The following is a 13,708-nucleotide window of genomic DNA, read 5'->3' as shown; positions in this document are numbered from 1 at the left end:
TCTTTTCTTTCACTGTATCACAAGAGGTGAATAGGTGGTGGAAATTTATCTTATAGGCATAGTATGTTATAATATCAACAGTTACATTTGCAAGAAACGCGTATAGAGAAGTTCATATAGCTTAGTAAAAAACGACTCATCACAGCATTCAGTGACAACGTGAGGGTCTTATTTTTTTCATAAATAAAAAAAGTGTATTAAAGGAGTGTATCGTATGAAAATTTCAACAAAAGGACGCTACGGTTTAACGATTATGATTGAGCTTGCGAAGCGCTTTGGAGAAGGTCCTATCTCGCTTAAAACTATTGCTCAAACGCATGATTTATCTGAACATTATTTAGAACAGCTTATTTCACCGCTGCGTAACGCTGGGCTTGTAAAAAGCGTGCGCGGAGCTTATGGAGGTTACATCTTGGCACATGAACCTGCTAACATTACTTCTGGCGATATTATTTCCGTTTTAGAAGGTCCTATTAGTCCTGTAGAAGGAATTGAAGATGAAGAGCCTGCAAAACGCGAGCTGTGGATTCGTATTCGAGATGCAGTTAAAGAAGTGCTAGATAGCACAACGCTTGAAGATTTAGCAAATCATTCTGATGATGATCAAGCGTCTTATATGTTTTATATTTAATAATGAGCTAGGAGGCGTTTATTTTGGAACGTATTTATGTTGATCATGCAGCAACGTCTCCAATACATCCAGCAGTCGTTGAGAAAATGACGACTTTTATGCATGAGTACTTTGGAAATCCGTCTAGTATTCATCACTACGGGCGGGAAAGTCGACGCTATTTAGACGAAGCTCGCCAAACGATTGCAGCAAGTATTGGAGCACACGAAAATGAACTGATTTTTACAAGTGGTGGGACAGAAGCAGATAATATGGCACTGATCGGAGTCGCTCTTGCAAACCGCCATAAAGGAAATCATATTATTACCACGCAAATTGAACACCACGCTGTGCTTCATACGTGTGAATATTTAGAAACACAGGGCTTTGAAGTGACTTACCTACCAGTTAATGAGTACGGACAAGTATCTGTGGATGAAATAAAATCAGCCCTAACGGATCAAACAATTCTTGTGTCGGTGATGTTTGGAAATAATGAAGTAGGTGCTATTCAGCCAATTGGAGAAATTGGAGTTCTATTAAAAGAGCATGGAGCATATTTCCACACGGATGCAGTGCAAGCTTATGGATTAATTCCGTTAAATGTGCAACAATTAGGTGTCGATCTTTTATCCGTTTCGGCTCATAAAATTAACGGACCAAAAGGGATGGGCTTTTTATATGCAGCTGCTCACGTTTCACTGTCTCCTTTGCTATTTGGAGGAGAACAAGAGCGCAAACGACGAGCTGGAACTGAGAACATGACAAGTATCGTCGGGTTTGAAGAAGCTGTGAAAATTTCGCAACAAACGCTGCAAACACGTGCAGATGAATATAGAAGATACAAAGAAATAATGGTAGCTGTGTTGAAAGAAGAAGGTATTTCATTTGAAATTAACGGACATCTTGAAAATGCTCTGCCACATGTGTTAAATTTATCATTTCCAAAAACAAATGTTGAATCGATGCTCGTAAATTTAGACTTAGCAGGAATTGCGGCATCGAGCGGTTCAGCTTGCACAGCGGGAGCAATCGATCCTTCTCATGTGCTTGTTGCTATGTTTGGAAAAGGGTCTGAGCGTTTAACAACTTCTATTCGATTTAGCTTTGGCCTAGGAAACTCTGCTGAGCAAATTGAAAAAACCGCACGTCAAACAGCAAACATCGTTAAGCGACTAACGATGTAAATAGCAGCCATCAGTAGGGTCTTCATCCCTCACTGATGGTTTGTGTCGTTTCTTTCGCTTTTTAGCGAACAATTTAATTAAAATGAAGAAAACGGAGGTGGCGAAGTTGACAAAATCACCTAAAGATACACGTGTAGTAGTCGGAATGAGCGGAGGCGTTGATTCATCTGTAGCAGCTCTTTTATTAAAACAACAAGGATACGATGTGATCGGAATCTTTATGAAAAACTGGGACGATACGGATGAAAACGGCGTTTGTACTGCGACTGAAGATTATAACGATGTTATTCGCGTATGTAATCAAATTGGTATTCCCTACTATGCAGTCAACTTTGAGAAACAATATTGGGATAAAGTATTTACCTACTTTTTAGATGAATATAAAGCAGGTCGTACACCGAATCCTGATGTAATGTGTAATAAAGAAATTAAATTCAAAGCCTTTTTGGAGCATGCAATGACGCTAGGAGCAGACTATCTAGCGACAGGACATTATGCACGCGTTGCGTATCGTGACGGGGAGTATAAAATGCTTCGAGGCGTAGATGGAAATAAAGATCAAACGTATTTCTTAAATCAATTAGGACAAGATCAGCTTTCAAAAGTAATGTTCCCAATTGGAGAAATTGAGAAATCAAAAGTGCGTGAAATTGCAAAAGAAGCAGGCCTTGCTACAGCAACGAAAAAAGACAGCACAGGTATTTGCTTTATTGGCGAACGCAACTTCAAGGAATTTTTAAGTCAGTATCTTCCTGCTCAGCCAGGTGTGATGCAAACGCTTGACGGCGAAGTGAAAGGCAAGCATGACGGCCTTATGTACTACACGATTGGTCAACGCCATGGTTTGGGTATCGGAGGCAGCGGCGAACCTTGGTTTGTAGTTGGAAAAGATTTAGAAAAAAACGTTTTATACGTCGATCAAGGCTTTCACAATGAGCTGCTTTATTCTACATCTCTTACAGCAACAAATGTCAGCTGGGTAAGCGACCGTGACTGGTCGTCACCAATGACGTGCACAGCAAAATTCCGCTATCGTCAAACCGATTCAGCAGTAACCGTTGAGAAAGTCGATGATGATACAATTAAAGTTATTTTTGCTGAACCCGTGCGGGCAATTACGCCAGGTCAAGCAGTTGTGTTTTACAAAGATGACGAATGTCTTGGCGGAGCAACTATTGACAAAGTATTTCAAGAAGAAGAGCAAATTTGGTACGTATAATTTATATAAGCAAGAACGAAAAACCTCAGCTGTATATAGCTGAGGTTTTTCTATGATATACTTTACTTATTGGGTAAACTAATAACTTACATATTCTAGATTTTCATGATGTGAAAATCTTTTAAATCATAACTAAAACAGTGGAGTGAACGAAAAAATGACAGATAAAAATCAGCTAGGAATTCAGTATATGCAGGAAGGGAAATTTGAAGAGGCTGCTAAAACATTTTCAGAAGCAATTGAAGATAATCCAAAAGATCCAATTGTGTATGTGAATTTTGGCAATTTGTTAGCGGCTGTTAGTGAGATGGATCGTGCTTTGAAATTTTATGAACGTGCGATTGAATTAGATGAAGAAACGGCAACAGCGTATTACGGAGCAGGAAATATTTATTTTAATGCAGAGCAGCTTGAGCAGGCAAAGCACTACTTTGATTTAGCAATCAAAAAAGGCTTAGATTCATCCGATGCCTACTTTATGCTTGGTTTAACGCTGTTTCATATGGAAGAAATTCGTTTTGCGATGCCTTATCTGCAGCGAGCGGTAGAACTAAACGAACATGATGTAGAAGCAAAATTTCAGTACGGTCTTTGTTTAGCACAGCTCGAAATGGTAGATGAAGCGATTGCTGAATTTCTTAAGGTAGTAAATCAAGAGCCAGAACATGCCGATGCTTTCTATAATTTGGGCGTAGCGTATGCCATGAAAGATGATAAGGACAAAGCAATTGAGATGTTAGATGAAGCTTTAAACGTGCAGCCAGATCACGTAATGGCAGCAAATGCTAAACAAGTTCTGTCTACATTAGAACATTAAGAAAGCGGGTAAAGGAAGGATAACATGAACGAAGAACTAGTGAACCCTTCACAGCCAGAACGTCATTATATAAGCGGCACGTCAATTGTAACGGTTTTTCATAACGAAGAAAACTTATATAACGTTACGCGGATACGGATCAAAAAAACAAATTTAGAGATTGAAGATAAAGAAACGGTCGTTACAGGCTATTTTCCTAAGCTTAATGAAGATGAAGTATACACATTTTACGGGGACTTCAAAGAGCATCCAAAGTTTGGTCTGCAATTTCATGTTGAGCAGTTTAAAAAAGAACTTCCGCAATCAAGGCAAGGGGTTGTTCAGTACCTATCAAGCGATTTATTTCACGGAATCGGTAAAAAAACCGCTGAAAATATTGTGGACGCCCTAGGAGAACGCGCTATTTTTCGTATTTTGCAAAATGAGTCCGTGCTAAAAGAGGTTCCGAGGCTTTCAGCCGACAAGGCAGAGGCTTTAGTAACGCAGCTTCGTGAACATCAAGGGTTAGAAGAAGTAATGGTAAAGCTGACAGACCTCGGGTTTGGACCGCAGCTTTCGATGAAGATTTTCCAAGCGTACAAACAAGAAGCGCTTGAAATTGTTCAAAATAATCCTTATCAGCTCGTAGAAGATATTCAAGGTATTGGTTTTAGCAGGGCCGATGAACTTGGAAAGAGGCTTGGTATGGCAACCAACCATCCTGATCGTTTGCGTGCAGGTATTTTATACGTCATTGAGCAAGAATGTAATCAAATGGGACATGTATACGTCACGGCAGATCAGCTGTATGGAAAAACAGCAGAGCTTCTTCGAAAAAGCAGGCATGAGAATCTGTCTGAAATGGATCTTACAAGAGAAGTGGACGCATTAAAAGCAGACAAAAAGCTTATCATTCAAGACGAAAAAATTTATTTTCCTCCCCTTTTCTATGCTGAAAAAGGGCTGGTTAAAGCTATTCAAAAAATTATGGCCCAAACGCAATACGAAGAGCAGTTTCCAGAATCAGAATTTTTACTAGCTTTAGGTGAACTAGAAGAGCGATTAGACGTGCAATATGCACCGTCTCAGCGCAAGGGCATACAAACTGCTTTAATGTCTCCAATGCTTCTTTTAACAGGTGGACCAGGTACAGGGAAAACAACGGTTATTAAAGGAATAGTCGAACTCTATGCAGAACTTCACGGATGTTCGTTAAATCCAGGGGATTATAAAAAAGATGAAGCTTTTCCTGTTTTACTTGTGGCACCTACTGGACGCGCTGCTAAACGAATGAGCGAAGCGACCGGACTTCCGGCAGTTACGATTCACAGATTATTAAAATGGAACGGACAAGAAGGATTTGACCATAATGAGGAGAATCCAATTGACGGAAAATTATTGATTGTGGATGAAGTATCGATGGTAGATTTGTGGCTTGCTCATCAGCTGTTTAAGTCTCTTCCTGCTAATTTACAGGTTATTTTAGTTGGAGACGAAGACCAGCTTCCTTCAGTAGGTCCGGGACAGGTGTTAAAAGATTTACTGAGTTCAGAAGTAGTTCCTACCGTCCGTCTGACAGATGTATACCGGCAAGCGGAAGGGTCATCGATTATTGATTTGGCTCATGAAATAAAAAAAGGAAAGCTTCCGGAAGACTTATCGAGGCAGCAAGGAGATCGTTCCTTTATTCGCTGTCACGGACAGCACATCACGAATGTCGTGCAACAAGTTTGCGGGAATGCGTTAAAAAAAGGCTATACGGCTAAAGATATTCAAGTTCTAGCTCCTATGTATAAAGGTCCTGCAGGGATTGATAAACTGAATGAAGTTCTTCAGGAATTATTTAACCCGGCTTCTGAGCAAAGAAGAGAGCTTAAGCACGGAGATATTACGTACCGAGTCGGAGATAAAGTGCTGCAGCTTGTAAATCAGCCGGATAGCAACGTATTTAACGGAGATATGGGAGAAATCGTCTCAGTTTTCTTTGCCAAAGAAAATACGGAAAAACAGGATATGCTGGTTATTTCATATGAAGGAAACGAAGTAACTTATACAAAGCAAGACTTTAATCAAATAACTCATGCATACTGCTGTTCCATTCATAAATCGCAGGGAAGTGAATTTCCCATTGTTGTGCTTCCAATTGTCAAAAGCTATTACCGGATGCTGCGACGCAATTTACTTTATACCGCCGTTACGCGAAGTAAACAGTTTTTAATTTTATGCGGCGAAGACGAAGCGTTTCAGCTTGGAGTCAGCCGGAATGAAGACAGCGTTCGACAAACGAATTTACAGCCCCTGCTTCGAGAAAGCTTGGATAACGACATAGAAGATCCCGAAATTCCATTTATGAAAGATGCAAATATTGGGATGGAAAACGTTACGCCGTATGATTTCATGTAACCTTTCGCATGCTAACAAAGAGTTAAATAAACTCCTTTGTTGCCATCCTTCTTTGCTAATTGTCAGAAAATAAAGTATGGGCGTGAAAAAAAGTGGACATAATGCGTTTATATAAGTAGAACGTATAAAGAGGTGTCGACTTTGTTTAAATGTCCAAACTGTAAAAGTATTGACGTTGGCAAAATTGGTGTAAATCAGTATTACTGCTGGAATTGTTTTATTGAAATGACTATTTCAAAAGGACAAATTAATACTCACCAAGTAGAAGAAGATGGAACATTGAGCTCGCTTGATGATTTGTTCTCAGATGACGAGCGCACAATCAATTTCTAATTCTTTTTTACCGGGAGGAAGAGCAATGGGCAGAATCATTCCGTCAGTAGTCGCTTTCGGTCTTGGAGCTTATGCATTTAAAATGGCAGATGATCGAGAGATGTTTACAAAAAGAAATATGAAAAAAATGCGTAAACGTATGATGAAAGCTATTCACTAATAAAAAAGCACTATTGCACTGAGCTGCAATAGTGCTTTTTTGCAGGCAGAAGATACAACTGCATGTATAAACTCCTTTCTTTATCAAAAAATAGAAGAGAGGAGGAGTTTACGTTGAAAGATAGTTCATTCAAATGGTTCTATAGATTCGGACTGCTGTTATTAGCACTGCTGTGCATATTAGTCTTTTTTAAAGTCCAGTTTTTATGGCTGCCTGTTATTTACATGTTTTTAAAAGCACTGCTGCCTTTTTTTATTGCAGCATTCATTACATATTTACTTCATCCGCTTATTGAAAAAACGCATGATAAAGGCGTGCCTCGTCCTCTAGCTATTTTACTGATCTACATTATCTTTTTTGGAGGAATCGGGTTCGGAGCCTATAAGTCGTATCCTATTTTTGTGGAACAAGTAAAAGATTTAAATGAACAGCTGCCTCATTTTACGAATACATATAGACATTGGGTAGAATCGATTCATGATCGTACAACTTCACTTCCAAACGGTGTACATGAGAAAATTGAAGGCAGCATTGATGATGTAGAGGCTACGCTCAACGTGTGGCTTACAAAAGTGGCGGAAGGATTAAAATCATTGATTACCTCTTTTTTGATTTTAATCATTATTCCATTTATTGTTTTTTATATGCTGAAGGATTTTTCCTCTATTAAGAAAGCAACAGCTTATGTCACACCTAAAAAGTGGCACAAACCAGGCGAACGTTTTTTATCGGATGTGAATGAATCGCTTGGCAATTATATTAGAGGACAATTTTTTGTTTGTCTCATTATTGGTGTGATTGCCACAGCAGCACTTTGGTTCTTTCATGTACCTTATGCACTTCTTTTAGGCTTTATTATTGGCGTAACGAATATCATTCCGTATTTTGGCCCGATTATTGGTGCGGTTCCAGCAGCTATTATTGCAGCAACTATCTCGATAAAGTTGGTTATTACCATTGTCATTATTATCTTTGTGCTGCAGTTTCTAGAAGGAAATGTGCTGTCTCCGCTTATCGTAGGAAAGAGCCTTCATATTCATCCTTTGTTTATCATGCTTGCGCTCCTTTTAGGAGGAGAGTTTGGAGGAGTATTGGGTCTCATTTTGGCTGTGCCAATTTTAGCAGTCGTTAAAATATCTATTTTGCATATCCGCTCTTATACGCTCAAACATTGACAAAGAGCGGTTAATTTGTCATAATATCGCCATAAGAAAACGCTACATATTTTGAACACAATGATGGATCGAGTACGTTGCACACTGGTTTTTAGAGAAGGGCTTCCTTGGCTGAAAGAAGCGCTAAACAAAGAGCAGCTGAACGCTAGTCCAGAGTGCAGGCTAAAACCTGCCGTGTCAGCAACGTTAACGCTATGAAGGTGATAAATGCTTTTGGCATTTATAATCAGGGTGGTACCGCGAGTTCAACTCTCGTCCCTGCTACAGGGATGAGAGTTTTTTTGTGTGCAAATAACTAGCAATTACTTTTGGACACAGGCAAAATAGATGCTTTTATGTCATCATTTTTTTGTCTATAAATAAGAAGAGTATTAAAGGAGGACCAATCATGAAAAAACTGACGTCAGCACAAGTTCGTCAAATGTATTTAGATTTCTTTAAAGAAAAAGGCCATGATGTAGAACCAAGCGCATCTTTAGTTCCGCATGAAGATCCATCTTTATTATGGATTAACAGTGGAGTAGCTACATTAAAAAAATATTTTGATGGTCGTGTTATTCCTCAAAATCCGCGTATTTGTAACGCACAAAAATCTATTCGTACAAACGATATCGAAAACGTAGGTAAAACGGCTCGCCATCATACGTTTTTTGAAATGCTTGGTAACTTCTCTATCGGTGATTATTTCAAAGAAGAAGCAATCCAATGGGCATGGGAATTCTTAACGAGCGATAAATGGATTGGATTCGACGCAGATAAGCTATCTGTAACAGTTCACCCTGAAGATGAAGAAGCATTTAAGATCTGGAATGAAAAAATGGGCGTGCCTAAAGAGCGTATCATTCGTTTAGAAGGTAACTTCTGGGATATTGGAGAAGGTCCGAGTGGTCCAAATACAGAGATCTTTTATGATCGCGGAGAAGCATATGGAAATGACCTAACTGATCCGGAATTATATCCAGGTGGAGAAAATGAGCGTTATTTAGAAATTTGGAACCTTGTATTTTCTCAGTTTAATCATAATCCTGATAATACGTACACGCCGCTTCCAAAGAAAAATATTGATACAGGAATGGGCTTAGAGCGTATGGTTTCTGTTATTCAAGATGTGCAAACAAACTTTGATACAGATTTGTTTATGCCAATTATTGAAGCAACAGAAAATATTTCAGGCGCTAAATATCGTACAAATGATGAGCAAGATACGGCATTTAAAGTCATTGCTGACCACATTCGTACGGTAACATTTGCTGTAGGTGATGGTGCTCTTCCTTCAAATGAAGGCCGCGGGTATGTGCTGCGTCGTTTGTTACGCCGAGCAGTTCGCTATGCTAAAAAGTTAAACATTAATCGTCCGTTCATGTACGACCTAGTGCCGGTAGTAGGTGAAATCATGGTTGATTTCTATCCGGAAGTAAAGGAAAAAACGGATTTTATCCAGCGCGTAGTCAAAAATGAAGAAGAGCGTTTTCACGAAACGTTAAATGACGGACTAGCTATCTTGGCAACTGTTATTAAAAAAGAAAAAGCGCAAAACAGTGATACGGTACAAGGCGAAGATGTTTTCCGTCTATATGATACGTATGGCTTCCCTGTTGAATTAACGGAAGAATACGCAGAAGATGAGAACATGAAAATCGATCATGCAGGTTTTGAACGTGAAATGGAAGCACAGCGTGAGCGTGCGCGTGCTGCTCGTCAAGATTCTAGTTCTATGCAAGTTCAAGGCGGCGTACTTGGTGAAGTAACGGTTGCAAGTGAGTTTGTGGGCTATGATAAAAATGAAGTAGAAACAGTTGTTGAAGCAATTATTGTAGACGGTGAGCTTGTTGACCGTGCTGAAGCTGGAACAGAAGCGCAAGTCATCTTAAGCCACACGCCATTCTACGCAGAAAGCGGCGGTCAAATTGCGGACCAAGGTACGATCCAAAGTGCTTCAGGAAAAGCGGAAGTAAAAGACGTTCAAAAAGCGCCAAATGGTCAAAATGTCCAAACGGTATCTGTAACAAGCGGTGAGCTTGTAAAAGGTGAAACATACATGGCAACGCTTGATGAAGAAAACCGCAGTGCGATTGTGAAAAACCATACGGCAACGCATTTATTGCATCAAGCATTAAAAGATACGTTAGGAACGCATGTTAATCAAGCGGGTTCTTTAGTAACAGCGGATCGCTTGCGCTTTGACTTCTCTCACTTTGGTCAAGTGACACAAGAAGAGATTGAGAAAATTGAACAAATCGTTAATGAAAAGATTTGGGACAGCATCTCTGTACAAATTGAAAACAAAGCAATTGACGAAGCAAAAGCGATGGGTGCAATGGCACTATTTGGTGAGAAATACGGAGATATCGTGCGCGTAGTACAAGTAGGCGACTACAGCTTAGAATTATGTGGTGGATGTCACGTACCAAATACATCTGTTATCGGTTTATTTAAAATTGTATCAGAATCTGGAATCGGTGCAGGTACTCGACGTATTGAAGCTGTAACTGGAAAAGCTGCCTATCAGTTAATGAATGATCAAGTAGGTTTACTAAAAGAAGTTGCGGCAAAAGTAAAATCCAACCCGCGCGATTTAGTAGGGCGCGTTGAAGGATTACTAGAAGAAATTCGTAATCTTCAGCGTGAAAATGATTCACTATCTACAAAGCTTGGCAATATTGAAGCTGGCAATCTTGTTGACCGCGTACAAAACATTAATGGTGTAAATGTCCTAGCAGCAAAAGTGAATGCAACGGATATGAATAACCTTCGTGCAATGGTTGATGATTTAAAACAAAAATTAGAATCTGCTGTGATCGTATTAGCTTCTCCACAAGGTGAAAAGGTAAATATTATTGCAGGTGTAACAAAAGATTTAATTGCTAAAGGCCATCATGCTGGCAAACTTGTTAAAGAAGTAGCAACGATTTGCGGCGGAGGCGGAGGCGGACGCCCTGACATGGCGCAAGCTGGAGGAAAAGACGCTAGCCAAATTGAAAAAGCACTTAGCACTGTAGAAGAATGGGTTAAATCCGTTTAATTCTCCTCTTTCTTGGTGTACAATATAAATAAGACTTAGCATAGTGCACAATGTGTTCACAAATTAAGAGAGTGAGGTGGGACCGTGAGTTCATTTGATAAAACCATGCAATTTAATTTTCAAGATGAGCCAGCTGAAACAAACGTACATGAAGTATTGTTTACGGTTTATGACGCACTGCAAGAAAAAGGCTACAACCCGATTAACCAAATCGTTGGGTATTTGTTATCAGGAGACCCTGCTTACATTCCTCGTCATAACGATGCGAGAAACACAATTCGCCAGTTAGAGCGAGACGAGCTCATTGAAGAACTTGTTAAATCTTATTTACAACAGCATCGAAAGGATTCATAAATGCGCGTATTAGGATTAGATGTAGGAACCAAAACAATTGGTGTGGCAGTTAGTGATGAAATGGGATGGACAGCGCAAGGAATTGAAACAATTAAAATTGCAGATGAGCAGATGGAGCAATCATATCCTCGTTTACAGCAGTTAATTGACGAATATTCCGTAGAGAAAATCGTAGTGGGTCTTCCTAAAAATATGAATGGTACGATTGGCCCTCGAGGCGAAGCGTGCATCGAGTTTGCTGACAACGTCAAAGAAAAACTTAACATTGAAACGATGATGTGGGACGAGCGCTTGTCAACGATGGCAGCAGAGCGAGTACTGCTGTCTGCCGACGTAAGCCGCAAGAAACGCAAAAAAGTAATCGATAAAATGGCAGCTGTTATGATTCTTCAAGGATACTTAGACAGCAAGCAATAAGAAAAGCAGCAGGCTTTGCTTAAGCTGACAAGTTATGACTTTCCCTTTTACATATTCTTTCGTACGTAAAAGGGAAGTGAAATAACTGAACAGCTTGCTTTTCGCTGAAGAAAAAGTTAAGCTAAGAGCTTACAATATAAAATGAGGTGCAAACATGAGCGTAGAAGAAAATAAAATTACAATCGTCGATGAGAATGGAAATGAGCAGCTATGCGAAATTTTATTCACATTTGATTCTGATCAATATAACAAATCATATGTAATTTACTATCCAATCGGAGCAGACCAAGATGATGAAGAAGAAATTGAAATTCATGCATCTGCTTTCACACCAAGTGAAGACGGTCAAGACGGCGAGCTTCAACCGATTGAAACAGAAGAAGAGTGGGACATGGTTGAGGAAATGGTTAACACATTCCTTGACGAAGAAGGCGAATAATTATAGTGAAAAAGCTGATGACAATCGTTATCAGCTTTTTTTTACATAGCGGCCGTTCTTTTTAGATATAAAAAAGGTTTTTCCTTGCATTCTTAGGGGAGATTGTATGATAATGACGAAAAATGAGATAAATTGTAGTATAATAATTCCTGCGTGTGAGAGTGCATTTTAATAAAAGAATTCATTGTTTGAACGGATGAAACTAGACTTTGGGCAGACAATAACATAAATCATGGAAAAAATTTAGGAGAGGCGATAGTTTAAGGAAGCGATACCATCTCACACCTATAGGAGATACGAATGAATCGCAATCTCATGTATCCTCTCTGTTCATACTTACAAAAAATCAAGAAGAAAAGAGGTGAAACTGGTTGTATCTTCTTTTACAGAAGTAGATTTAACCAGGAAGCTGCTTGTCGCAACAAACATTTTTACCACCTAATCGTTCAAGGAAAAAACGAGTTATTTTTATTACAATTATCGTACTTCTTTTACTTGTTGGCGGTGCATTTTTCTATGCTCAATCCCGCTTAACACCCGTGGATCGAAACAGCAATAAAAAAGTAAATGTGACCATTCCACAAGGTTCTTCCGTTCAATCGATTGGTACGGTATTGAAAAAAGAAGATTTAATTAAAAGTAAAAGTGCCTTTCGCTATTACGTAAAATTAACCCATGTATCTGGATTTCAAGCTGGAACGTATTTATTTTCTCCTTCCATGAGCTTAGGGGAAATGGTTGAAAAAATGGAAAAAGGCGAGGTTTCAAAACAACCTGATATTCGTGTCACCATTCCAGAAGGACGCCAGCTTGTCGAAATTGCTGATATCATTGCTAAAAATACAAAGTTTACAAAAGACGAAGTCATGAAAAAGCTAGACGATAAGGCATTCATCAATAAAATGAAAGAAAAGTATCCAGATTTAGTAACGGATGAAGTGATGCAAAAAGATATTAAACATCCGCTAGAAGGTTATTTATATCCCGTTACGTATGATTTTTATGATAAAAATGTGTCGTTAGATGAAATATTGGATAAAATGGTAGGGAAAACAAATAATGTATTAGGTCAGTACAGTGGGCAAATGGAAAAGAAAAAATTCAGTGCACATAAATTGTTAACCATGTCTTCTCTAATTGAAGAGGAAGCGACTGCGAAAGTCGACCGAGAAAAAATTGCCAGCGTCTTTTATAATCGCCTTGAAAAAAACATGCCTCTTCAAACGGATCCAACCGTATTATATGCCTTAGGAGAGCATAAAGACCGGGTGTTCTATAAGCATTTAGAAGTGGACTCTCCTTACAATACGTATAAAGTAAAGGGGTTGCCTCCAGGACCAATTGCCAGCTCTGGATTGATGTCAATCAAAGCTGCGTTACATCCAGCCAATACAGATTATTTATACTTCTTGGCTACACCTGAAGGAAAAGTTATTTTTACCAAAACGTTAGAAGAACATAACAAAGAAAAAGCCAAGCATATTACAGGTAAAGAAAAGCAAAATACCGAAAAATAATTGGAAATTTAAAATTGGGGAATCGCGATACTTCGCATTCCCCATCTTTTATGTTAAAATATATCGGGTTTACGTA

The 13,708-nt window shown here is 39.1% G+C and carries 13 protein-coding genes; all 13 read left to right on the top strand.

The genetic code is table 11. The annotated features are described in order from the left end of the window. Positions 1-214: 214 nt before the first annotated feature. The 13 genes from cymR (at position 215) to mltG (ending at position 13,632) form a co-directional block, all read left to right on the top strand. Positions 215-631 carry a cysteine metabolism transcriptional regulator CymR gene (cymR, locus tag CEQ83_RS22405; protein ID WP_013059297.1) on the top strand — a complete coding sequence of 139 codons (417 nt, stop codon included), beginning with the start codon at positions 215-217 and terminating at the stop codon, positions 629-631. 23 nt (positions 632-654) lie between these two features. Beyond that, positions 655-1,797 carry a cysteine desulfurase family protein gene (locus CEQ83_RS22400; protein WP_028411684.1) on the top strand — a complete coding sequence of 381 codons (1,143 nt, stop codon included), beginning with the start codon at positions 655-657 and terminating at the stop codon, positions 1,795-1,797. A 106-nt stretch (positions 1,798-1,903) separates the two neighbouring features. Beyond that, complete coding sequence (mnmA, locus tag CEQ83_RS22395; protein ID WP_028411683.1) at positions 1,904-3,016, top strand: tRNA 2-thiouridine(34) synthase MnmA; 1,113 nt, start codon at positions 1,904-1,906, stop codon at positions 3,014-3,016. Between the two features lie 157 nt (positions 3,017-3,173). Further along, a complete protein-coding gene (locus CEQ83_RS22390; protein WP_013085089.1) occupies positions 3,174-3,833 on the top strand; it encodes a tetratricopeptide repeat protein in 660 nt (219 codons plus the stop codon). A 24-nt stretch (positions 3,834-3,857) separates the two neighbouring features. Then, positions 3,858-6,215: an SF1B family DNA helicase RecD2 gene (recD2, locus tag CEQ83_RS22385; RefSeq protein ID WP_047749816.1), complete on the top strand. Its 2,358-nt coding sequence runs from the start codon at positions 3,858-3,860 to the stop codon at positions 6,213-6,215. A 141-nt stretch (positions 6,216-6,356) separates the two neighbouring features. Continuing rightward, positions 6,357-6,548, top strand: coding sequence for a hypothetical protein (locus tag CEQ83_RS22380; protein ID WP_013059292.1), 192 nt, complete (start codon positions 6,357-6,359; stop codon positions 6,546-6,548). Positions 6,549-6,573: 25 nt separating this feature from the next. Next, on the top strand, positions 6,574-6,708 hold the full coding sequence (locus tag CEQ83_RS22375) for a YrzQ family protein (RefSeq protein WP_013059291.1): 135 nt from the start codon (positions 6,574-6,576) through the stop codon (positions 6,706-6,708). A gap of 113 nt (positions 6,709-6,821) precedes the next feature. Then, positions 6,822-7,883: an AI-2E family transporter gene (locus CEQ83_RS22370; RefSeq protein WP_048019728.1), complete on the top strand. Its 1,062-nt coding sequence runs from the start codon at positions 6,822-6,824 to the stop codon at positions 7,881-7,883. A 388-nt stretch (positions 7,884-8,271) separates the two neighbouring features. After that, complete coding sequence (gene alaS / locus CEQ83_RS22360; protein WP_155017513.1) at positions 8,272-10,905, top strand: alanine--tRNA ligase; 2,634 nt, start codon at positions 8,272-8,274, stop codon at positions 10,903-10,905. 84 nt (positions 10,906-10,989) lie between these two features. After that, complete coding sequence (locus CEQ83_RS22355) at positions 10,990-11,259, top strand: IreB family regulatory phosphoprotein (RefSeq protein ID WP_013059287.1); 270 nt, start codon at positions 10,990-10,992, stop codon at positions 11,257-11,259. Continuing rightward, a complete protein-coding gene (ruvX, locus tag CEQ83_RS22350; RefSeq protein ID WP_013059286.1) occupies positions 11,260-11,676 on the top strand; it encodes a Holliday junction resolvase RuvX in 417 nt (138 codons plus the stop codon). A 154-nt stretch (positions 11,677-11,830) separates the two neighbouring features. Further along, the gene (locus CEQ83_RS22345; protein ID WP_013059285.1) at positions 11,831-12,115 is read left to right on the top strand and encodes a DUF1292 domain-containing protein; all 285 of its coding nucleotides are present in this window, start codon (positions 11,831-11,833) and stop codon (positions 12,113-12,115) included. Between the two features lie 413 nt (positions 12,116-12,528). Beyond that, positions 12,529-13,632: an endolytic transglycosylase MltG gene (gene mltG / locus CEQ83_RS22340; protein WP_028411679.1), complete on the top strand. Its 1,104-nt coding sequence runs from the start codon at positions 12,529-12,531 to the stop codon at positions 13,630-13,632. Positions 13,633-13,708: the final 76 nt, after the last annotated feature.

It is taken from the genome of Priestia megaterium (assembly GCF_009497655.1).
Classification (GTDB): Bacteria; Bacillota; Bacilli; order Bacillales; family Bacillaceae_H; genus Priestia; species Priestia zanthoxyli.
This window is presented reverse-complemented; position numbering and strand designations above follow the sequence as displayed.